Origin of the sequence: Sphingobacterium spiritivorum (assembly GCF_016725325.1) — a bacterium.
Classification (GTDB): Bacteria; Bacteroidota; Bacteroidia; order Sphingobacteriales; family Sphingobacteriaceae; genus Sphingobacterium.
Genome location: NZ_CP068083.1, coordinates 1,909,609 through 1,931,791 on the forward strand (window position 1 = coordinate 1,909,609; position 22,183 = coordinate 1,931,791).

At 39.5% G+C, this 22,183-nt stretch carries 25 protein-coding genes and 1 tRNA gene; 15 read left to right on the top strand and 11 right to left on the bottom strand.

Going from position 1 to position 22,183, the window contains the following annotated elements; all coding sequences use genetic code 11:
- Positions 1-2: 2 nt before the first annotated feature.
- The 4 genes from I6J02_RS07830 to I6J02_RS07845 all read left to right on the top strand — a co-directional run bounded on the left by I6J02_RS07830 (position 3) and on the right by I6J02_RS07845 (position 2,610).
- Entirely contained in the window at positions 3-662 is a 660-nt protein-coding gene (locus tag I6J02_RS07830; RefSeq protein WP_002998156.1) for a response regulator transcription factor, read from the top strand.
- A 140-nt stretch (positions 663-802) separates the two neighbouring features.
- Positions 803-1,015, top strand: a complete 213-nt coding sequence (locus I6J02_RS07835) for a hypothetical protein (RefSeq protein WP_201681179.1) — start codon at positions 803-805, stop codon at positions 1,013-1,015.
- Positions 1,016-1,188: 173 nt separating this feature from the next.
- Positions 1,189-2,076, top strand: a complete 888-nt coding sequence (locus tag I6J02_RS07840) for an SDR family oxidoreductase (RefSeq protein ID WP_201681180.1) — start codon at positions 1,189-1,191, stop codon at positions 2,074-2,076.
- Positions 2,077-2,097: 21 nt separating this feature from the next.
- A complete protein-coding gene (locus I6J02_RS07845; protein WP_201681181.1) occupies positions 2,098-2,610 on the top strand; it encodes a CinA family protein in 513 nt (170 codons plus the stop codon).
- 79 nt (positions 2,611-2,689) lie between these two features.
- On the opposite strand, the gene I6J02_RS07850 is transcribed toward I6J02_RS07845, so the two are convergent.
- A complete protein-coding gene (locus tag I6J02_RS07850) occupies positions 2,690-2,881 on the bottom strand; it encodes a cold-shock protein (protein WP_002998145.1) in 192 nt (63 codons plus the stop codon).
- Positions 2,882-3,260: 379 nt separating this feature from the next.
- Between I6J02_RS07850 and I6J02_RS07855 the strand changes: the two genes are divergently transcribed.
- Entirely contained in the window at positions 3,261-4,331 is a 1,071-nt protein-coding gene (locus I6J02_RS07855; protein ID WP_201681182.1) for a fatty acid desaturase family protein, read from the top strand.
- Between the two features lie 32 nt (positions 4,332-4,363).
- On the opposite strand, the gene I6J02_RS07860 is transcribed toward I6J02_RS07855, so the two are convergent.
- Positions 4,364-5,143 carry an NYN domain-containing protein gene (locus I6J02_RS07860; RefSeq protein WP_037460383.1) on the bottom strand — a complete coding sequence of 260 codons (780 nt, stop codon included), beginning with the start codon at positions 5,141-5,143 and terminating at the stop codon, positions 4,364-4,366.
- 230 nt (positions 5,144-5,373) lie between these two features.
- On the opposite strand from I6J02_RS07860, the gene I6J02_RS07865 reads away from it, so the two are divergent.
- Positions 5,374-5,841, top strand: a complete 468-nt coding sequence (locus I6J02_RS07865; protein WP_201681183.1) for a hypothetical protein — start codon at positions 5,374-5,376, stop codon at positions 5,839-5,841.
- A gap of 17 nt (positions 5,842-5,858) precedes the next feature.
- Here I6J02_RS07865 and I6J02_RS07870 read toward each other — a convergent pair whose 3' ends face one another.
- Entirely contained in the window at positions 5,859-6,398 is a 540-nt protein-coding gene (locus I6J02_RS07870) for a DUF2892 domain-containing protein (RefSeq protein ID WP_201681184.1), read from the bottom strand.
- 100 nt (positions 6,399-6,498) lie between these two features.
- On the opposite strand from I6J02_RS07870, the gene ung reads away from it, so the two are divergent.
- Complete coding sequence (gene ung / locus I6J02_RS07875) at positions 6,499-7,179, top strand: uracil-DNA glycosylase (protein ID WP_201681185.1); 681 nt, start codon at positions 6,499-6,501, stop codon at positions 7,177-7,179.
- On the opposite strand, the gene I6J02_RS07880 is transcribed toward ung, so the two are convergent.
- Complete coding sequence (locus I6J02_RS07880) at positions 7,176-8,258, bottom strand: DUF6695 family protein (RefSeq protein WP_201681186.1); 1,083 nt, start codon at positions 8,256-8,258, stop codon at positions 7,176-7,178. The genes ung and I6J02_RS07880 overlap by 4 nt on opposite strands.
- A gap of 3 nt (positions 8,259-8,261) precedes the next feature.
- A complete protein-coding gene (locus I6J02_RS07885; RefSeq protein ID WP_002998128.1) occupies positions 8,262-8,732 on the bottom strand; it encodes an Lrp/AsnC family transcriptional regulator in 471 nt (156 codons plus the stop codon).
- Between the two features lie 332 nt (positions 8,733-9,064).
- Between I6J02_RS07885 and sufB the strand changes: the two genes are divergently transcribed.
- The 3 genes from sufB to sufD all read left to right on the top strand — a co-directional run bounded on the left by sufB (position 9,065) and on the right by sufD (position 12,736).
- Positions 9,065-10,516, top strand: coding sequence for a Fe-S cluster assembly protein SufB (gene sufB / locus I6J02_RS07890; protein ID WP_201681187.1), 1,452 nt, complete (start codon positions 9,065-9,067; stop codon positions 10,514-10,516).
- A gap of 108 nt (positions 10,517-10,624) precedes the next feature.
- Positions 10,625-11,383 (top strand): Fe-S cluster assembly ATPase SufC, encoded by a 759-nt coding sequence (gene sufC / locus I6J02_RS07895; RefSeq protein WP_037460381.1) that lies wholly within the window; start codon positions 10,625-10,627, stop codon positions 11,381-11,383.
- Positions 11,384-11,431: 48 nt separating this feature from the next.
- A complete protein-coding gene (sufD, locus tag I6J02_RS07900) occupies positions 11,432-12,736 on the top strand; it encodes a Fe-S cluster assembly protein SufD (RefSeq protein WP_236582351.1) in 1,305 nt (434 codons plus the stop codon).
- Positions 12,737-12,773: 37 nt separating this feature from the next.
- On the opposite strand, the gene I6J02_RS07905 is transcribed toward sufD, so the two are convergent.
- The 3 genes from I6J02_RS07905 to I6J02_RS07915 form a co-directional block, all read right to left on the bottom strand.
- Positions 12,774-13,130, bottom strand: a complete 357-nt coding sequence (locus tag I6J02_RS07905; RefSeq protein ID WP_201681189.1) for a PH domain-containing protein — start codon at positions 13,128-13,130, stop codon at positions 12,774-12,776.
- 234 nt (positions 13,131-13,364) lie between these two features.
- Positions 13,365-13,437: transfer RNA gene (locus I6J02_RS07910), tRNA-Gly, on the bottom strand.
- A gap of 56 nt (positions 13,438-13,493) precedes the next feature.
- Positions 13,494-15,038, bottom strand: a complete 1,545-nt coding sequence (locus I6J02_RS07915) for an NAD(P)/FAD-dependent oxidoreductase (RefSeq protein WP_201681190.1) — start codon at positions 15,036-15,038, stop codon at positions 13,494-13,496.
- Positions 15,039-15,222: 184 nt separating this feature from the next.
- Here I6J02_RS07915 and I6J02_RS07920 point away from each other — a divergent pair, with 184 nt between their 5' ends.
- The 5 genes from I6J02_RS07920 (at position 15,223) to I6J02_RS07940 (ending at position 18,892) form a co-directional block, all read left to right on the top strand.
- Positions 15,223-15,801, top strand: a complete 579-nt coding sequence (locus tag I6J02_RS07920) for a LemA family protein (RefSeq protein ID WP_003009126.1) — start codon at positions 15,223-15,225, stop codon at positions 15,799-15,801.
- Positions 15,802-15,871: 70 nt separating this feature from the next.
- Entirely contained in the window at positions 15,872-16,306 is a 435-nt protein-coding gene (locus I6J02_RS07925) for a TPM domain-containing protein (RefSeq protein ID WP_201681191.1), read from the top strand.
- Positions 16,306-17,145: a TPM domain-containing protein gene (locus I6J02_RS07930; RefSeq protein WP_201681192.1), complete on the top strand. Its 840-nt coding sequence runs from the start codon at positions 16,306-16,308 to the stop codon at positions 17,143-17,145. The genes I6J02_RS07925 and I6J02_RS07930 overlap by 1 nt, the downstream gene beginning before the upstream one ends.
- Before the next feature lie 93 nt (positions 17,146-17,238).
- On the top strand, positions 17,239-18,369 hold the full coding sequence (locus tag I6J02_RS07935) for a TlpA disulfide reductase family protein (RefSeq protein WP_201681193.1): 1,131 nt from the start codon (positions 17,239-17,241) through the stop codon (positions 18,367-18,369).
- Positions 18,370-18,409: 40 nt separating this feature from the next.
- Positions 18,410-18,892 (top strand): hypothetical protein, encoded by a 483-nt coding sequence (locus I6J02_RS07940; protein ID WP_236582352.1) that lies wholly within the window; start codon positions 18,410-18,412, stop codon positions 18,890-18,892.
- 35 nt (positions 18,893-18,927) lie between these two features.
- Here I6J02_RS07940 and pfkA read toward each other — a convergent pair whose 3' ends face one another.
- The 3 genes from pfkA to I6J02_RS07955 all read right to left on the bottom strand — a co-directional run bounded on the left by pfkA (position 18,928) and on the right by I6J02_RS07955 (position 22,136).
- Entirely contained in the window at positions 18,928-19,902 is a 975-nt protein-coding gene (gene pfkA, locus I6J02_RS07945; RefSeq protein WP_201681194.1) for a 6-phosphofructokinase, read from the bottom strand.
- A 23-nt stretch (positions 19,903-19,925) separates the two neighbouring features.
- A complete protein-coding gene (locus tag I6J02_RS07950) occupies positions 19,926-21,602 on the bottom strand; it encodes a protein-disulfide reductase DsbD family protein (protein ID WP_201681195.1) in 1,677 nt (558 codons plus the stop codon).
- A gap of 84 nt (positions 21,603-21,686) precedes the next feature.
- Complete coding sequence (locus I6J02_RS07955) at positions 21,687-22,136, bottom strand: protein-disulfide reductase DsbD domain-containing protein (RefSeq protein WP_201681196.1); 450 nt, start codon at positions 22,134-22,136, stop codon at positions 21,687-21,689.
- Positions 22,137-22,183: the final 47 nt, after the last annotated feature.

Genomic DNA, 22,183 nt, shown 5'->3' on the forward strand with positions numbered 1-22,183 from the left:
ATATGAGAAAAATCAGAATAATATTAGCAGAAGACCACCTGGTGGTCAGAAATGGAATCAAATTATTGTTGGATTCTCAGGACAATTTTGAAGTTGTAGGGGAGGTGGGAAGCGGAAAAGAAGTATTAGATCTTTTGACTTCAGGAACAGAGGCCGATATCCTGATTACCGATCTGAGTATGCATAATATTGACGGTCTTCAACTCATGAAAGAGATAGAATCCCGTAATATTGCTCTTAAGGTTATTGTTCTTACCATGCTGGATTGTGATCAGCATGTCTCCAAATCTTTCCAAAGCGGAGCTAAAGCTTATCTGGTAAAAAATGTGGCTGCGGAAGAAATGATCTTCTGCATCAATCACGTCGCAAAGGGAGGAAGATTCCTGTGTGAAGAATTGACAATGAAGTTTATTGATAAGCTTATTGAAAAATCAGTAACACAACCTACCAAAATTGATCCTGCTGAACTCGACCTTTCCTCTCGTGAACTGGAAGTTCTGGAATTGTTGGGCGAAGGCCTTACAAATCTGGAAATATCAAAACGTTTGTTTCTGAGTAAGCGAACTGTAGAAGGACACAGACAAAGTCTAATCGATAAGACAAAATCTAAAAATACTCCTGCATTGATTAAATTTGCTATTCTTAATGGATTAATTGATTAAAAATCAGCAAAATAGATTCCCCCGTATAAATACGCAGAATTTCAGTATAAACACCCTTTATCGACACAGTTGTAAACTTACTGTTGATAAAGGGTGTTTTTATAGTATACAGATTTTTACCCATTAAAAATCATAATACTATGAAAAAGACAAAATTAATATTGATGCTCGCTGCAGGCTGTATGCTTTCTGTGGCTGCATGTGGAAATTCTAAAACAGATAATAGCGGACAATCGACTACTGTACCGCCTACAAATGGAGAAGACACGCGTTATAATCAGAATCAGGCGGACTCTTTGGTAATGCCTATCGATTCGAATGTAACCGATACCTCTAACACGGATATTAGATAGAAAGGAACGCCATGTTATTCAGAAAGAAAAAAGTAGCAAAGACTATCTTGGAAGAACCGGATGATCAACCAGCAGGATATGCGATATACTGGACCATCTTAATTGCAGTAGTAATTCTGGCAATACTCTATTTTGTCTTTTTTAAGGATAGATAGGGTAGTAAAAATTATGTTATGGAAGAAATTAATAAGCCCGTAAATCCTATTCATAAATATCCCGGGCCACCGTTTAGAAAACAGGAACAATATCCACCCGGTCTTGAAAAAGGATTAGATCCTCAGGCTGATCACGGAGAGAATTCGTATAAGGGAAATGGACTCCTGCAAGGCAAGAAAGCGTTAATCACAGGTGGAGATTCGGGAATAGGTAAAGCTATTGCCATCGCTTTTGCCAGAGAAGGTGCAGATGTAATAATCTCCTATCTCAATGAAGACGAAGATGCCATCGATACCAAAAACTGGGTTGAAGCGGCCGGAGCAAATGCGATATTAATGCCGGGTGATATTAGAGATGAGAGACATTGTCAGTTACTGATTTCGAAAGCTGTAGAGGAATGGGGTGGAATAGATATTTTAGTAAACAATGCCGCTTATCAGCGGACTTATAAGGATTTCGACTCCATACCAGCTGACGAATGGCGGGAGGTATTTGACACAAATGTACATGCGATGTTTTACTTATGTCATGAGGCTTTGCCTTATATGGCGGAAGGAAGCAGCATCATTAATACAACATCTGTAAACGCGTATCACCCTAATCCGATACTCTTACCTTATGCTGCGACAAAAGCTGCTATACAAAACTTTACAGCCAATATGGCGCAGATGATGCTGGAAGCTGATAATGGCATTCGTGTAAATGCAGTAGCTCCAGGTCCGGTATGGACCCCGCTAATACCTTCCACGATTCCCGATCATGAGAATTTTGGTAAAGATACACCTATGGAAAGACCGGGGCAGCCAGCTGAGATTGCACCTGTTTTTGTATTCCTGGCCTCTGCTGCCGCTTCTTATATCTCGGGAGCAACTATTCCGGCTACAGGAGGTAAAATAGCCTTTTAGCACATAAACTTAACATTGCACATGGAGATTAATAACGATAAACTGAACTTCTGCGGGGCTTACTTTTCTAAAAAAAATCTTAAACTCATTCTTGCAGAAAGTATGACAGCAGGATTTGTAGCATCCGTGATAAGTCTGGAAATTAATTCCGGAGATTACTTCTTAGGTTCAATTGTCTGTTATCATGATGATATGAAAATATTGAGTCTGGGTGTTGAGCCGGATCTCATCCAAAAAGCCGGTGCTGTATCTGAAGAGGTTACAAATGCCTTATTAAATGGCCTAAAGGATAGGTATGAAGCGCACATCGCTGTTGCTGTCACGGGATTTGCATTTGAAGATAGAGCCATTAGTGCTGAGAATCCAGTAGGAACGGTTTTCCTTCAGATCCAATATCAAAATTCATTCATAAATAAAAAATGTCTCTTTGCAGGGGAAGCACATGACATCATAATGGCGACAGCCAATGAGATTATTGAGAATCTGTACGAAATGGTGTTGCTTTCAGAGACGCAGGAGAAAGATAAGATTTAGCGTTGAAGCACTAACAGGAAACAAAAAAAGCAGTTCTTAATAAAAAAAACTGCTTATGCAAAAAAAACTATAGTAGTAATTAGCTTAATCTCACATTGATAGCGTTCAATCCTTTTGGAGTGCGCTCTACTTCGTAGGTAACTTCGTCACCTTCTCTAACTTGGTTTTTAAGTCCTGTAGTGTGTACGAAAACATCAGCACTACCATCTTGAGGAGTAATAAAACCAAATCCTTTAGTTTCATTAAAAAACTTTACAGTTCCTGTATTCATTGTATTGTATTAAAATTATTTATACAAGAGTACGGTTTTATTTTGGTTAAATTTCGAAATACTTTTAAAAAAAGTTTTCATTATGGTAAAAGGCCTTAATTGTTGTTTTATGCCATTTTAACATATTGCAATTGTAACAAAAAAAACTAAAAAAGTTGGAAATCAGCTATATCTGAAAAAATGCACTTTTATACAATTGTCTCTGTTTTATTTAATTGGACAGGGCATTTGTCAGCAAAATGGTTCACCGGTCAAAACGTTATTAACATATATTTAACTTTGAAATGGATCCTTAGCTCTTTTATTTTGTTATCTTTGAACACTACATTCTGACAAGATCATTAATATCAGTGCTCTATTCGGAGCGTAATTTTATCTAATGTCAAAAATAAAATTCATAAATAATGGTAGCTCATTATTTTCCAAAGACCTCCGTAACAGAGTAAATCAATATTTCGGTACGACTTCTAAAGAAAAAGTTGGAGATTTTCGTCTCTTTCTAAAAGCAATTCTGCTTATTGTATCGGCCCTGTCCATATATGTATTTCTTGTTTTTTTCTCTTATCCAGCCTGGTTAGGAATTATATTAAGTATCATATTCGGATGCAATCTGGCTGGTATTGGTTTTAATATTATGCATGATGCAGGGCATGATACTTTTTCTGCAAATAAAAAAGTTAATCGTGTATTCTCCTACAGTCTCAATCTCTTGGGAGGGAGTATCTTCTTCTGGAAACTCAAACATAATATTGCTCACCATACCTATACCAACGTACAAGGGCACGATCACGATATAGATGTAAAGTTTATGCGGCTGCACGATGACCAGCCCTTTCGCTGGTATCATAGATTTCAATATATCTACTTTATTCTGCTTTATTCCATATCGTATATGGCCTGGGTATTCTATCAGGATTATGAGAAATATTTCAGAGGAACAATGAATAAAGGAGGCGAAAGTTTTCGCTTTCCCACAAAAGAGAAGGCTATTTTTTGGATAACCAAGGTTTTTCATCTGGGGATTTTTATTGTCTTACCAGTCTGCTTTGCCGGTTGGCAGGCCGCATGCATAGGTCTTGTTATCGCTTTTGTGAGCTGTGGTTTATGCCTTGCATTTGTGTTTCAGTTAGCGCATGTTGTAGGTGAAACCCATTTCCCTACTGTAAAGGAACATGAAGATATAAAAGAAGAGTGGATGGTTCACCAGCTTGAAACAACAGCCAATTTCTCAACAAATAATAAATTGCTTTCCTGGTTACTCGGAGGGCTTAATTATCAGGTTGAACACCATCTGTTTCCTAAGATCAGCCATATTCATTATCCGGAAATCAATAAACTTGTAAAGCAGACCTGCAAGGATCATGGAATAGGATATATCGAGTTTAAAAGCTTAGGGCAAGCCGTGTGGTCTCACATACGGCATATTCATAAAATGTCCGTAAATGCATAATGCTTTGTACTTGCTTATAAAGGTTTTTTAAGCTATTTCAGCTTAACAAGAGGATGATTTAATCCGTTAACTTCATTTTTTATAATTTCATATTTATCCAGACTGTCTAATAGCTGGGTAAGATTTTTGAATCCAAAAGTACGGGCGTCAAAACTCGGATCAATCTTTCGTAAAGCCAGTCCTATTTTAGCAATAAAAGTTTCATCATCCTCATTTGTCGCAATTGAGAATGCTTTATCAATTTTGATCATTTCTGATTTGGGTAAGGTAGCTTTGGTGATTTTAACAGACTCCGGTTTTTTGTTAATCTTTTCAGCAATGGCTCTTGCCGGTCTTTTTTTATTATCCGCAGGAATAGCAGCAATTTCTTCTACTTCTACCAGATTCTCTGTGAAAGTGAAAATCTCACAAGAGTTAACAAATGCGATAGGCGTAATCTTTCGGCCTATTCCCATAACAAACAGCCCCTCTTCCCTGATCCGCTTCGCTAATCCGGTATAGTCACTGTCACTGGATACAATACAGAAGCCATCCACACTCTTACCGTGCAGAATATCCATCGCATCTATGATAAGGGAACTGTCAGTAGAGTTTTTTCCGGAAGTGTAAGAGAATTTTTGAATTGGATTTATTGAATATTCGTTTAATATATCTTTCCAGCTATTCATTTGCGGACTTGTCCAGTCTCCGTAAATACGTCTGATTGTAGCCTTCCCGTATTTGGAGACTTCAGCTATTAATTCTTTAATCAGACTCGCCTGAGCATTGTCTCCATCTATTAGAACAGCAATATTAAATTTGGAATCGTTCATTTCTTTGTGTCTGTTACTGCATCAGGATAGTAGATTAGAATAATAACATCCTTTTACTCCACCCTCAATAGTTTCTAATTTATGAAAATTTATTGAGTATATATGCTGATATGGATCAGACTATAATACTTTACGAAACAGAGTCTTGTTGTTTTTTGTGATAAATTACTATTTTTAGTGATTCAACCCGGCAGCGCAATGAAGCCGGCGTTAAAACGTTAATAATAGTTATGAAGAAAAATGTAATATGTTACTGTATCCTTCTTTTGGGAATGCTGGTCATTCCTGATCTGTCTTCAGCGCAGGAATCCGATACTGTGCCCGAATTGGTCGATGATATTCAGGTCGATGTTAAAAATGTAAGTGTGGATGCAAAGACCAAAACACTGACATTGGATCTTTTTTTAATCTCCTATCAAAAAAATCCGAGAGAATTTAAGCTGAATACATTTGCAACTCAAGTGCTGGACGCTAAGGGGCAGACGTATATGTATTCCACAATGCAGATGGGAAAAGTGTTGATTAAGCTGTCCGACAGACAGAATTACCTTCACTATTTCATGGAAGATGAAGTTCCGGTAGCTTTTAAGATTACAGTAGATAACTGGGCGAAAGGAAATAAAGCGAAAGTTGTGAAGCTCGTTTTTGAGGATAGCACTGAAGCTGGTAAATTTATAGAAAAGGCTGTCAATTTGTAAATGACAGCCTTTTTGTGTTATCTTGAATATCGGATTTGTTGACGATCCATCATACCCATCTGATCTTTCATCATCTTGATCTGCTCGGTCAGCAATTTATTTTTATCCGCTTTCTTCGCTTCCTGTAAGTACTTCTCAGCCTCTCTTTTGTTGCGCTTAGCCATGGCGATACCTGCCAGACTCAATTTTGCAAGGGCTATATTATGATCCATATGAAGTCCCAGTGATAGGGCCTTCTTAAAGAATTTTTCAGATTGTAAAGGTGCTCTTCTGGATTCGATAAGCCCGATTAGCATATTGTAATATCCGTGCTGTGCAGGGATCAGTTGTTTTTCATAGTTTGTAATTCTGTTTAACCACTGTTCTGCCTTTTCCATTTTTTCCTTACGCATAAACCACTGAGCTAACAGCATATTTTCATTGAAAAATACCGTTACCCAGGCTAATATAGTGATCAGAATGCCTAAAACTCCCCATCCCCATTGTCCAGACCAAAAAAGGACGACGGTACCGACTAACAGCAGACAGCTGATAATAATTCGAATTAGATTTGACATGTGTCTTTGATTTTGTACTTTAAATTGCAAATATCCGTTAATTTAGCCGCAAGTACAACTTGTTGGCAGCATAAAATTGTAAAAATTGTAAATTTGAAATATGGAAAAGCGTTATGATGAAAGTTGGGATGTGATTTTGAAGCCACTCTTTAAAGAACCTTATATGCGGTCATTGTCACAATTTGTACAGCAGGAACGGCAACGTTGCCTTATCTTTCCCCCGGAAGATCTGGTTTTAAATGCTTTTAAACTGACTCCTCTGGATCAGGTTAAGGTTGTTATATTGGGGCAGGATCCCTATCACAATGATGGCCAGGCGCATGGTCTTTCTTTTTCTGTGCCGGATGGTATTGCTCTTCCCCCTTCTCTGCGCAATATTTATTCAGAATTGCAGACAGATATTCCGGGATTTAAATATCCTGCAACTGGCAACCTCACGAAATGGGCCAGGCAGGGGGTGCTGTTGCTTAATGCAACTCTTACTGTAAGAGCGCATGAGGCGGGTTCGCACCAAAAAAGAGGGTGGGAATTATTTACAGATCAGATCATACAAAAAATCTCGGAACAGTGCGAGCATGTCGTATTCATTCTGTGGGGAAGTTATGCTCAGAAAAAGGCAGTTCTGATTGATAAAAGTAAGCACCTGATTCTGACTGCAGTGCATCCCTCACCTTTGTCTGTGTACCGTGGCTTTTTTGGTTGTAAACATTTCTCACAGGCCAATGAATATTTAAAAGGTCATGGAAGATTGCCGATAGACTGGCGGATAGAAACGGATTAGGCAGATTGTTCTGCAGTTCTCGGAAATGGAAGCTCCGTGTTTGAAAGTCTCTTCACATGCCTGATGTTAAATTTCACACCAGCCTGGATAACATGTGTTGTCAGGAGATGACTGTCATACGTAATTTGAAAGGGGAGTTCCGGATCCAAAGCCGGATCGGCCACTCCGACTACTGCATATTCCCACTCCCCTGTAGGGGTATAACGGGAGACGGTTATTTTCCGATCTTCCATGATACGGAAAGCATACCATGCTCCTTCACCCACTCCACCCAGATATTGAGCATGTTCCGGAATAGAAGTCGGTTTAGCGTCACACTCCATTCCGCCAATGATAAGATCATCAGGTAGTAAAGCTGCTTTCTTGCTCCGTACATTATCTGCCAACTTGCTGAGTAGGAATAAAAACGATTGCCAGCGGTTCATTCTGAAGTTTTTTAAACCATTTGCCGGACTGTAGGAGTAAACAGATCTGCAGTTATTTGCATTTACAACATTACTAATGGGGCTGCACTTGATTGTTTCCGGAAAATTAATCCAGTGCAACCAGGTGTATTTCTGAGAGGAATTGAATAGAAGTCGGGTAATAAACCGGGAACAGTTATTATTTCCACGAGCTACTGCTCCGTAGGGTGTAGATCCCTGAAGTACAACAGTATCCGCATAATTTTTCGCCTGATCAAAGTTGATATCTTCTGCTACTGAGAAATACAATTCCCCGAACCCCTGCATATCTTCCCGCATAGACTCAAAGTAGTGGACAATGTTTTCCAGATTGCTTATTTTTCCCTCCTTGTCAAACCGGGCTTTAAAGTCGATGGTCAGTCTTGGATCTGATTCTTTAGATCGGGCTCTTCCATGTCCTCGTGGGGAGATATACCTGCCAAAATCATAATACAACAGCTCTCCGGAGGATGCACTGACCAGTACGATGCCAGTATGACCGACTTTGAAATTTAAATTTTTTACGATCCCTATTTTTTTGAAAAACATCATCCAGGCCTCATCGCCCCGTATTGTTGAATCGGGCCAGGCAAGAATTAATGCAAAATCTTTAAACTCAGGTACAGTCTTATCCATAGGCTAATACTCCAAAGGGATGATAGGCTCCTTTTTACTGGTAGACATGATCATCATCGTCTGGAATGTCTTTACAAAAGGGATTTTAGATATCTTTTCCATGATGACAGCTTCATAAGCTTTAATGTCTTTGACATACACTTTTAAGATAAAATCACAATTTCCGGTCACGTGGTGACACTCTGTTACTTCCGGAATTCCCTTTACAGCTTCCACAAATTCAGGAATTGCATTATGGGTATGAAAATCTAAAGAAATCTGTATAAAAGATTTGATTCCCAGCCCAAGCTTCTCCTCATCCACAAAAGCATGATAGCTTTTGATGAATCCGGAATTCTCCAACTTACGTACGCGTTCCAGCGTTGGGGCAGGAGAAAGGCCAATGCTTGAAGCTAACTGCAGGTTGGTCACCCGACCGTTCTCTTGAAGAAGCTTCAAAATTTTTAAGTCAGTTTTGTCAGGCTGAAAAGGCATATTTTCAATTTAGTTTTATGATTAAATGTAAAGATAATAAAAAATATCCGAATAATATTTGGTTATAGGTTCTTTATATAAACAATTATTCTTGACATAAAAAGTTTAAATTTTCGCTTAACTATTTTGTTTTTAGGTGTTTATGTTATTTTTACCCTTGTGGAGTGAGATTGCAGTGGATAAGAAAGAACAAAAGTGATGTAAGTCATATTTTTTGTCATAAATAAGCCATCTAACCGATTAAAAAGTATTTTTTTAGGTTCTAAAGTCGTACCTTTGTAGCTTGAAACTGAGTGATAATGCTCAGAAGATTTTTGATTAAGAGCAGAGATATGAGTACCAAAGATGACGATATTTTAAAAGAGCTGGAGCAGGAGGAGTATAAATACGGTTTTACAACTGATATTGAAATGGATATTGCTCCGACAGGCTTGACAGAAGATACGGTTCGACTTATTTCCGAAAAGAAGAATGAGCCGGAGTGGTTATTGGAGTGGCGTTTGAAAGCTTTCCGTCATTTTTTGACGTTAAAGATGCCTACCTGGCAAAATTTTAGAAATCCGGAGGTTGATTTTCAGGCTATTTCATACTACGCTGCCCCTAAAGCAAAACCACAGTTGAATTCCCTGGATGAAGTGGATCCTGAATTGCTGGCTACCTTCGCAAAGCTGGGAATTCCATTGGATGAACAAAAGATATTGGCCGGTGTAGTAGCGGTAGATGCTGTTTTTGACTCTGTATCTGTCAAGACTACATTCCGTGAAAAACTAAAAGAACAAGGCGTTATTTTCTGTTCTTTTGGAGAAGCTGTGCAGGAATATCCTGAATTAGTAAAAGAATACCTGGGAACAGTGGTTCCTCAGACAGATAATATTTATGCTGCATTGAATTCTGCAGTATTTTCGGACGGATCTTTCGTTTACATTCCTAAAGGCGTAAGATGCCCGATGGAGCTGTCAACTTACTTCCGTATCAATGCGCAGAATACCGGGCAGTTTGAACGTACGCTGATTATTGCAGATGAAGGATCATACGTTTCATATTTGGAGGGATGTACTGCTCCTACACGTGATGAAAATCAGTTACATGCTGCAGTAGTAGAACTGGTTGCTCAAAGAGATGCTGAAATTAAATATTCTACTGTTCAAAACTGGTACCCTGGTGACAAGGACGGTAAAGGTGGTATCTACAACTTTGTAACAAAAAGAGGTATCTGTAAAGGTGATAACAGTAAGATTTCCTGGACACAGGTAGAAACAGGATCAGCTATTACATGGAAATATCCCGGAGTCATTCTCAAAGGAGATAATTCTGTCGGTGAATTTTATTCTGTAGCATTGACACGTAATATGCAGGTCGCTGATACAGGTACAAAAATGATTCACCTGGGAAAAAATACACGTTCTAAGATTGTTTCTAAAGGGATTTCCGCTGGGAAAAGCCACAACAGCTACAGAGGATTGGTGAAGATCGGTCCCAATGCGGACAATTCCAGAAATTTCACACAGTGTGACTCTTTATTGATAGGAGACAAATGTGGAGCGCATACTTTCCCTTATATCGAAAATAAAAACAGAACAGCCGTACTGGAGCATGAAGCCACGACTTCTAAGATCGGGGAAGATCAGGTGTTCTATCTTAATCAAAGAGGAATTGATTCGGAGAAGGCGGTAGGGCTTATTGTTAATGGGTATGCCAAAGAGGTACTGAATCAATTGCCGATGGAGTTTGCTGTAGAAGCACAGAAGTTACTGGCTATTTCCTTAGAGGGAAGTGTTGGATAGTAAGCGGAATCATATATAAAATTAAATATCGACAAAAATATAAGGAGCTGTCAGCAGAAGTAGAGCAATTTGCCGAACAATACCGCTGATCTCCAAATGATAAAGAATATGTTAAGTATTAAGAATTTACATGCGTCTGTTGAAGACAAACAAATATTAAAAGGCTTAAATCTTGAAGTGAAAGCAGGAGAGGTTCATGCTATTATGGGGCCTAATGGTGCCGGAAAAAGCACATTGGGAAATGTATTGGCTGGTCGTGAAAGCTACGAAGTAACAGATGGTACAGCCTTATTGGATGGTGTAGATTTATTGGATCTTTCTCCGGAAGATCGCGCCCGTGAAGGCTTGTTTCTGGCTTTTCAGTATCCGGTAGAAATTCCCGGAGTTTCAAACATTAATTTTCTGAAGACAGCTGTAAATGATATTCGTGCTTATAAAGGCTTAGCGCCGATGGAAGCTAAAGAATTCTTACAGATGGTAAAAGAAAAACAGAAGCTTGTAGAGTTTTCTGCAAATCTTGCCAACCGTTCATTAAACGAAGGATTTTCAGGTGGTGAAAAAAAACGTAATGAAATATTTCAATTGGCGATGTTGAATCCAAAATTATCTATTCTGGATGAAACAGATTCCGGTTTGGATATTGATGCATTACGCGTTGTCGCAAACGGTGTTAACCAATTACGTTCAAAAGACAATGCTTTTGTTGTGATCACACACTACCAGCGTTTATTAGATTATATTGTTCCGGATTTTGTTCACGTACTTTACAATGGACGTATTGTGAAATCGGGTCCGAAAGAACTTGCTTTGGAGCTGGAAGAAAAAGGTTACGATTGGTTAAAAGAATTAGACACACAAAATGCTTGAGGATCTTAGCGGATGGATGAAGTAGCAAGCAGACGGATAGATAATAACATGAGTACATTGATAGCAGATTCATTATTTCAACAATTGGTAGACGGTTTTCAGGAGCAGGAAAGTGCTTCCGAAACTGTAGCCTTGACTAAATTACGTCAGGATGCTTTTGACAAATTTCGTCAGGTTGGTTTTCCAACTGTGAAAAATGAAGATTGGAAATATACAAATGTTCACAGTCTGGTAAACAAAACATATGTTTTGAATCCGGATGTGGATATTGATGGTTTGGATTTCAGTAAAGCTGATATTCCGGATCTGGATGCACATCGCATAGTCTTGGTAAACGGTCAGTATGTACTGGCATTTTCTTCACTTGAAGAAGAGATCGGATTGACAGTGAAGCCTATTGATGATGCAGCACAGGAACGTAATTTTATTGCGCATTTTGCACAATATGCCGATAAGACACAGAATCCTTTTGTAGCGTTGAACACAGCGTTGTATACATCAGGTTTATATATAGATGTGGCAAAAGGCAAAGCACTGCAAAAGCCTATTCATATAGTGCACGTAGCGACCGGAGCGGAAGATTTTTTCACGCAAACCCGTAATCTGATCGTACTGGAGCCTAATGCAGAAGCCGAGATTATCGAATCCTTCATTACTTTAGAAGGAGCAGCGAAGAATGTACAGAATAAAGTAACTGAAATTGTAGTGCAGGAAAATGCAAAATTACAACACTACTATCTTCAGGTTTCGGAATCTGTAAGTCATTATTTCAATCATACTGAAGTATATCAGGAAAAATATAGTTTATATAATAATTATAACTGTAATTTCCCGGGAGCAACTTTTGTCCGTAATGATATCAACGTAAGATTAGATGCTGAATATGTAGAAAGTCACCTGTACGGAATTAATCTGACTGCTGATAACCAGTTTGTCGATAATCATACCGTAGTAGATCATATGAAACCACATTGTGAATCGTATGAGTGGTATAAAAACATACCTCAGGATACTTCTACTGCCGTTTTTAATGGTAAAATCTTTGTTCGCGAGGATGCACAGAAAACGAATGCTTTTCAACAAAACAATAATATGTTGATTGGTGATAAATCGACGGTATATACCAAACCTCAGCTGGAGATCTTTGCAGATGATGTAAAATGTTCGCACGGTTGTACAATGGGACAATTTGATAATGATGCATTGTTTTATTTGAGAGCCCGTGGTATCGGCGAAGAGTCGGCCCGACTGCTTTTGGTACATGCGTTTGCATTTGATGTAACAACAAGATTTTCTAATCCGGTAGTACGTCAATATGTCGAAAATCTGGTAGATGCCGGATTGAGAGACTAAGAAATATAAAGATTTCAAAAAGCGTTTAAGAGCAATCTTAAACGCTTTTTTTATGAATGTCTATAGCAGGATTTACTTTGATTAATTCCCTTATAAATTGATCGTTATTGTCAGGGCTCAGGTATACTTCCTCGTATGTATTGTAATAAATAATGATGCCTTTTCTTGCTCCTGCAAGTTTAAATCCCATCCACATAGTGGTATCTCTATCAATTCTTCTTATAGCATCTATCTGTATTCGTTCTTTATAAAATCCCGCTATACAATCAATGGATTCCGGCCCGATGGTATACGTTATACGGAAAGTCATCCAAAGTAATATCCCTGTTGCTGTCAAAGCAGGGGTAAGCGAAATAAGGATTTGAAACAGAGTAGCCCTTTCTTTGATATACATTATCAGTAAGAAGACTATTATTGTTAGACAACAGGTGAAAATAATTCCAAGAACTAACGGGTCTTTTCTGCTTTTGAAGATCATGTCGGGATAGAATTTTTATAATAAAGATTAGGCCGTCAAAGTAAGAATTCTAAAGTTAAACGGAAAACAAATTTTAGCAGAAAGTGTAGATTCGTAGAAGGTTATATAAAAAAGAAAAGCCTTTGAAGATCTTCAAAGGCTTTCCTTTTGAGCGAAAGACGAGATTCGAACTCGCGACCCCAACCTTGGCAAGGTTGTGCTCTACCAACTGAGCTACTTTCGCTTTTGGTAATGCAAAAATACGGTTTGTGCTTTATTCTGACAAATAAAATTTCAACTTTATAGTAATGATATGGCATTCACACAGTTAATGCCATCAATAGCTGCCGAAACAATACCGCCGGCATATCCTGCTCCTTCACCACATGGATAAAGTCCTTTTATTTGTGGATGTTGTAAGGTTTCCTTATCTCTGGGAATACGTACAGGAGAAGAAGTCCGAGACTCGACACCTACTAATATGGCCTCATTAGTATAATATCCTTTCATCTTTTTGCCAAATACAGGTAATGCTCCCCGCAAAGCCTTAAACACAAAATCAGGAAGCACTTCATCCAGATCTACGCTTCCAGTACCAGGCTTGTATGAATTTGAGGGCAGATCTTTGGAAACTCTCTTTTCTACAAAGTCGACCATACGTTGAGCTGGTGCAACGAGATTGCCTCCGCCTAAGCGGAATGCCTTCTGTTCGATCTGACGTTGGAAATCCAATAAAGCAAAGGGATCAGTGGCAGCATTGGGTACATCCTCCAGATTGATTTGTGTAACTGTACCTGAATTTGCATGCGGATTATTACGCCTGGAAGGAGACCAGCCATTTACAACGATTTCATTTTCATCTGTGGCGCAGGGTGCAATTATCCCTCCGGGACACATACAGAATGAAAATACACCCCGGTTATCGACCTGTTCTACCAAACTGTAATAGGCTGGAGGAAGATTTTCATGGCGGGTGCTGCAATGGTACTGCGCCTGATCAATAATTTCCTGCGGATGTTCGATCCGTACACCCAGTGCAAAAGCTTTTGCTTCTACTAACCAGTTCTTTTGTCTGAAAAGTTCAAAAATATCGCGTGCGGAATGTCCCGTAGCCAGAATCACATGTTCAGCTTTGAGTTGCGATCCGTTTGCCAGTGTGACTCCTCTAGCATTGCCAAAGGATTCGTTGATATCAGTGACACGCTGGTCAAAGATAAATTCTCCGCCATATTCCAGAATGGTGTCCCGCATCGCTTCTATAATATGGGGCAGTTTGTTGGTGCCGATGTGTGGACGTGCATCCACCAGAATATCCGATGTTGCTCCGTGATTGACAAAAATCTGTAATACATTTTGTACATCACCACGTTTGTCAGACCGGGTATAGAGCTTTCCATCGGAATATGTGCCAGCTCCTCCTTCCCCAAAACAATAATTGGATTCAGGATTGACCGCACCTTCGCGCGTAATCTTTGCTAAGTCCCGGCGTCGCTCACGGACGGGCTTCCCACGTTCGATAACAATAGGTTTCAGGCCTCGTTCAATACATCTGTACGCCGCAAACAAGCCTGCGGGGCCTGCACCTATGATAATGACCGGTTTGGCGTCTTTTACAGTAGAAAGAGTTGAATGAAAAATACTGTTAACAGGCTCTTCGTCAATAAAAAAGATTACCCTGATGCGAAAGACAACATTCCTGCCCCGGGCATCAATAGAGCGTTTTCTTACTTTGAATCCTTTGATACGTCCTGCCGGCAGGCGCAATTCTTTAATTCCTTTTTCGAGGATATAAGCCTCATCCTGTATATACTCCGGAGCAATGGCTAATTCTATTTCTTTTTGCATGGTCTGGCTGGGTTTTTATCCCAAAACGACACAAAGATAAGGATTCACTGACAATATTTCACCCAGGGATAGCGGTGTTATAAATAAGCTGGAGAAGAATGCTATTGGTATGTGCTTTGCTATACCCATGTGGTATAAAAACATTTTAGTATATTTAAAAGTTAATTAGATTAAAACTTTACACATGAAAAGATTATTAGTAGCAATTGTGGGCTTATTCACAGCATTGTCATTCAGTTCCTGCGGTTACAATACAATGGTTTCCAAAGATGAGAATGTAAAAGCAAAATGGGCTCAGGTCGAAAATGCCTACCAGCGTCGTGCAGATTTGATCCCTAATTTGGTTAATACCGTTAAAGGTGCCGCAAAGCATGAAGAGGGAACCTTGACTGCGGTTGTCGAAGCTCGCGCCAAAGCAACATCTGTAACAGTAGATCCTTCTAACCTTACAGAAGAATCAATCGCTAATTACCAACAGACTCAGGATGCACTTTCTCAGTCTATCGGACGATTATTAGTGAGTGTAGAGGCTTATCCGGATCTGAAAGCAAATCAAAACTTTCTGGAACTTCAGGCGCAGCTTGAAGGAACAGAAAACCGTATTTCTGTAGAAAGAAGAGCGTTCAATGAAGCTGTCCAGGATTACAATACTACTGTAAGAAGTTTTCCGAATAATATTATGGCCGGAATCTTCGGGTTTAAATCAAAAGGGACATTTAAAGCTGCTGAGGGATCTGATAAAGCTCCTCAGGTATCATTTTAATGAAAATCATACATAAGATGGACGATCCGGATCCCAGATCCGGATTGTTCATCTTTTTTTAATCTTGCAGATGCAGATATTAAATAGCGAAGAACAGGAAAAGATCGCTCACGCGATAAGTCTGGCTGAAAATATGACCTCCGGGGAGATACGGATTGTTATGGAACGTGTGTGTAAAGACAAGGATCCTATAAAAAGAGCAGTATCTTATTTCGGGAAACTGGAAATGCATAATACCGTTCAGCGAAATGGTGTCCTCATCTATATGGCTGCAGACGACCATGTCTTTGCTATCATAGGTGACGCAGGTATTAACGAGCGGGTAGAAGGTGATTTCTGGGAGTCTACAAAGGAATTAATGGCAGAATCATTTAGGAAAGGTGAACTTGCCAATGGTTTAATTGCCGGTGTACACAATGTGGCGAAAAAACTTCAGCATTTTTACCCTCGTCGTTCAGATGATATCAATGAATTGCCGAATGAGGTTTATTTTGGTGATAACTAATGACTCATATACGTATAGATAATATGTCTAAAATTAAAAAAGCATATTTAAGATCGATGTTCCTGCTTTCGCTCTTCTTTATGCTATTGTTGAGAGCAGGAGCTCAGGATTTTCCTGCAACTCCTAATCGTCTGGTTAATGATTATACAAACACATTAAATAGTACACAAGTACAGGAGCTTGAACGTAAGTTGCTGGCTTTTGAGGATTCTACTTCCATACAGATTGCTGTAGTGGTGATGAATACAACCGGTGATTACGATATTGCGGATTACGCTGTAAGACTGGGACAAAAGTGGGGAGTAGGTAATAAAAAGTACAATAATGGTATTTTACTGTTAGTAGCTTTGGGAGACCGGGCGGTGACTATACAGACCGGATACGGAATAGAAGGTGCAGTGCCGGATGCTATAGCATACAGAATCATTGAGAATGAAATCAAACCTGCATTCCGGCAGCGTGACTATTATGCAGGAATTGACCGGGCTACGAGTGCATTGATCTCTTATACAAAAGGTGAGTATCGGAGTGATCCGTCTGACAGGACTCAGGGACAACCTTCAGGAGGAGGTATATTAAAGATTATTATTTTTGTAGTTATCGTCATTATTGTGCTGGCTGCCCGAAAAGGTGGCGGTGGCGGCGGTAATGGTGGCGGTCGAGTAATTGGCGGCCGTGGTGCTAACGATCTGATCTGGTGGACATTGTTGAATGGTATGTTAGGCGGAGGTGGCCGTGGCGGTTCTTCCGGAGGTGACTTCGGCGGCGGAGGTGGCGGTGGCTTTGGAGGTTTCGGTGGCGGCGGCTTTGGCGGCGGCGGAGCAAGTGGAAGATGGTAACAAAATTTTTGTAAAGATATCCGCAGAAAACTCTTTAATAACCGTTATAATAGATAGCGGACATAGATTTTAAACAAATTAGAATTAATAATAATGAAGAAATCAATTTTTTTAGGACTTAGCCTTATTCCTGCACTGGTATTTGCGCAAGAGGACTTTACTGTTCATGGAAAACTTGCCAATGTTGGTGATAAAGCTAAGGCATATATTCAATATAGAGATAATGGCCAGGCATTTCTCGATTCTACAGCAGTTGTGAAAGGTGAATTTAAGTTTCATGGTACTGTTACAGAGCCGGTTCAGGCATTTGTAGTTCTTTCTCCGGAAGGTCTCGATCCTCAGTCTCTTCCGCAACCTGATCTGACAGCAGTATACCTTTCAAAAGGAGTGGTGAAGATTGAAGGAGATAAGATCCTGAAGGATGCGAAAATCAGTGGCAATCAGATCAATGATAATCTTGTTGCGTACAAGCAGGTGATTAAGCCCTTTGAGGAACAGTTTGCGGCCTTGAATAATGAATATATGGCAGCTACTGCCGAGCAGAAAAATGATCAGGAATTTGTAGGAGCTCTTCAGGAAAAAGCACAGGCTATCTTTGAAAAACAGCAGGTAGTCAATGATGAATATGTAAAAGCAAACCCTAATAGCTTTATTTCCTTAAGTCTCCTGGAAGAAAAACTTGATCCGGAATCCGTAAGTGAGTTTGTAGAACCTCAGTTCAAATCCCTGTCAGCTGAACTGAAAAACAGTAAAAAAGGAAAAGCGCTGGAACAGAAAATTGCAGATCTGAAGAAATTAGCGGTTGGATCTGTAGCGCCGGACTTTACGCTTCCTGATACAACAGGCAAACCTTTGGCACTCTCTTCATTGAGAGGTAAATATGTGCTGGTTGATTTTTGGGCAAGCTGGTGTGGACCTTGCAGACATGAAAATCCAAATGTCGTAGCAGCATTTAATCAGTTTAAAGACAAAAATTTCACAGTACTTGGCGTTTCTTTGGATCAGGAGGGAAAAAAGGATGCCTGGGTAAATGCAATTAAAGCAGATAATCTTCAGGCATGGCCACATGTTTCTGACTTAAAAGGATGGGGATCAGCTGTTGTTGAATTGTATTCAATCCGGGGTATTCCTCAGAACTTTTTACTTGACCCTCAGGGTAAAATCGTGGCGTCCAATCTGAGAGGAGAAGCTCTTGTCGCTAAACTCTCTGAGATTCTGAAATAATAAATCAAAAGTAAGAACCATACAAAAAGGCTTTTCAATTATGGAAAGCCTTTTGTATTCATTCAAAATACTATTTAAGATGCGGATATTCTATTCCTTATTAATTGCTTTGTTTCTAACTTCAGCTTGTCAATCTCCTAAGAAAGAAGGAGTGGCTATTATTAACCTTTCTGCTTTGGCCAGTGTACCCTTAGATATACCCATTGATCAGCTGGCAAAGGATGGCGAATTTATTGAAGTTAACCTCCCTGCTGATGCGAGAATCGATCAGTTGTCACAGAAAGATTTATCCCTGCTGAAAGCTGCTGCCTATCGGTTTTATGGTCATGTCAAACTGGTAAATAACCGCTATCAGGTCGATATTAGGGAAGGAAAGGAAATCAATGTAGAGGACGATGTAGTGCAAGCCTACATTAAGGCTCTTGGAGAAACTAATAATTTTGCGGATTCACTGCAAAAAGAAGGACAGGATATTAAGCTGCCTGAGATAACAGATGCGTATAGAAATACATTGTTAAAATAAGAAAGGAGGAGCATTTTTGCTCCTCCTTTCTTATTTTATAGAGATAGAATCTCGACAATTCTTGTCAGATTGTCATCAATTTTATCAATGTGTTTAATTGCTTTGCTGAACGGGGTGTATTTGACCTCTCCGTGTATCAATCCCACCATTTCACCTCTTCGGCCTTCGATCAGTCCTTCGACAGCTCCTACACCTACACGGCTCGCTAATACACGATCCATACATGTTGGTGATCCACCGCGCTGTATATGACCTAATATCGAAAGGCGCACATCGTATGAAGGAAAGCTTTCTTTGATCTTATCTGCCACAACCATTCCGCCTTCCTGATCTCCCTCGGCGACAATGATAATACGGGAAGCTTTATTCTTACGTGTTTTATCAAGACGAGTCATAATGGCATCATAATCGACTTTGATTTCCGGAATCAATACCGCCTCAGCTCCAGTGCTTATTCCGGAGCGAAGAGCTATTAAACCTGAATCACGACCCATTACTTCAATGACAAAAAGACGATCGTGTGATTCTGCAGTGTCTCTGATTTTATCTACAGCATCTACAACAGTATTGATAGCTGTATCGTAACCAATTGTAAAATCAGTTCCTAATAAGTCGTTATCGATAGTTCCCGGTAAACCCATGACCGGAAAATCAAACTCTTCAATAAATTTTGAAGCTCCGGTGAATGTTCCATCTCCTCCGATCACGACTAATGCATCGATTTCGTGCTTTCTCAGATTTTCATAGGCTTTCTGTCGGCCCTCTATTGTGCGAAATTCATCACTTCGGGCAGTTTTAAGTATCGTTCCGCCTCTTTGGATAATATTAGCTACGGATTTGGCATCCATACTGATAATATCTCCACTTACCATTCCATCATATCCTCTACGGATACCAAAAACATTTAAATTATAATAGATACCTGTACGGACAACTGCACGGATGGCAGCGTTCATTCCGGGAGCGTCTCCTCCTGATGTTAATACGGCAATATTCTGGATCTTACTCATATATTCAAAGATAATAAGAAATCTTATTTTTTGGCATTAAAAGCATCTAAACCGCTTTGTAAAAATTTGATGTAGCTGTCAATATTATAATCTGCCCCGCTTGGAGGTACTAATACATTACCTTCCGTATCTACAATAACATATAGCGGTTGTGAATTACTATTGAATGCAGAGGCTTGAAAGTCACTGTTTTTATTACCTATAGTACGAATCTTTTTGCCGCTGAATTTAGAAACATATTGTTCTTCAGTAGACAGCTCGGTCTTGTCATCCACAAATAATTCTGCCATAACAAATTTTTCTTTTAACAGTTTGGCAACTCTTGGATCTGTCCATACATTAGCTTCCATTTGTCTGCAATTGACACAGTTCCATCCTGTAAAGTCAATCATTACCGGCTTGTTTACTTCCTTTGCAGTCTGCAGCGCCTGATCATAATCGTAGTACGGATCAAATCCTTTTGGTGTACCACGCTCATGGAAGATCTCTGCATATTTCTTTACCTTACCATCGTGTGCCGCCGGGCCTGCTGCTACACCTGTACTAAGATCAAAATCCTGAGTTGCTGAAGGAGGAAGAAAAGCAGAAATAGATTTCAGCGGAGCTCCCCACAGTCCTGGAACCATGTAGACAACAAAAGAAAATACAATGATAGCTAACAGCGTGCGGGGCACAGACATATAAGCTAGGTCACTGTCATGGGAAAACTTGATCTTACCGATCAAATAAAGTCCCATAAGGCCAAAGATCACAATCCAAAGAGAAAGAAATACTTCCCGGTCAAGCCAGTTCCAGTGGTAAGCCAGATCTACATTGGAAAGAAACTTTAAGGCTAATGCTAGTTCTAAAAATCCCAGAACTACTTTAACACTGTTCAGCCATCCACCTGATTTTGGCATTGACTTTAACAGGGATGGGAATAAGGCAAACAATGCAAAAGGTATAGCCAATGCAACCGAAAACCCTAACATCCCAATCGCCGGACCCAGACGATCTCCTTTGGAGGCAGCATCGACAAGTAATGTTCCGATAATAGGGCCGGTACAGGAGAAGGATACGACTGCAAGACTAAAAGCCATGAAAAATAATCCTATAAGACCGCCTTTATCCGATTTCGAATCTATCTTATTAACAAATGAGCTTGGCAGTGTAATTTCAAACGCTCCGAAGAAGGAGGCTGCGAAAACAACCAACAAAATAAAAAAGAAGAAATTAAAGAATCCGTTTGTTGATAAGGCATTCAGTGCATCAGAACCAAAGGTTATGGTGACCAGCATTCCTAACGCAACATAGATAACAATAATAAAGAAACCATACAAGAGCGCCTGCTGTACAGCTTTTGCTCTGCTACCGGCTTTCTTTGTGAAAAAACTCACTGTTAACGGAACCATAGGGAAGATACATGGCATCAGAAAGGCAAGAAATCCGCCAACCAATCCGGCAATAAAAATAGTCCAGAGCGATTTCTCCTGACTACTGTCGGTTGTATTAGCCTGTGTAATCTGCTTTGCGACGGTCGTATCTGCTGTAATAGTATCTGTAGAAGGTGCTTCATCCTGACCATCTGAAAACTCCAGATCTGAAGGAATCTCCGTCAATACAGAGCTATCAGTGGAGCTGCTATCCTGTACATTCAATGCAAATGAAGCCGTTGAAAATGTTAGAAATAACGTAAGTAAAAGAAAATGAAGTTTTTTCATGTTTATGAATAAGAAATAGTAAAAATAAAAAAAAGGCAGTAAACGAGTTTACCGCCAAATTCATATTAACTTAATATTTTTAAATTACTTGATCTGTGCAGTAAAAGCATATTCGTCCGGTGGAAGACAACGGGAATCATCACACACCATAAATTCGACCTTACCCTTTACTGCTGTCTGTCCTTTTTTAAGTTTGACTTTTTGAGCAAAAATAACTTCTTTCTCAAAGAATTTCACATTCATTTTAAAGGCATCCTCATATTTTGATTTTGGAGTCGGCTCTACTGTTTTACCTGCTAATGTAAAGTCTTTAGAAGGGGTAAAAGTAAAAGAAGTAGCTACAGGGCCGCCTTCTCCCACATTCTGAGAATAAATGTGCCATCCTTTGTCAATAGTTGCTTTTATATACACTGTTGCTTCTGTATTGCTTGTCTTTTTAGTGGCAACAGACCACTTAACAGGATTCAGAATTTGTGCCTGCGCACTTACTACCGTAAATAATATAGCAACGATTAATAAACTTAATTTTTTCATTTTTATCTTTTAAATATGTTATACCTCTATTTATGAATACGAATCTC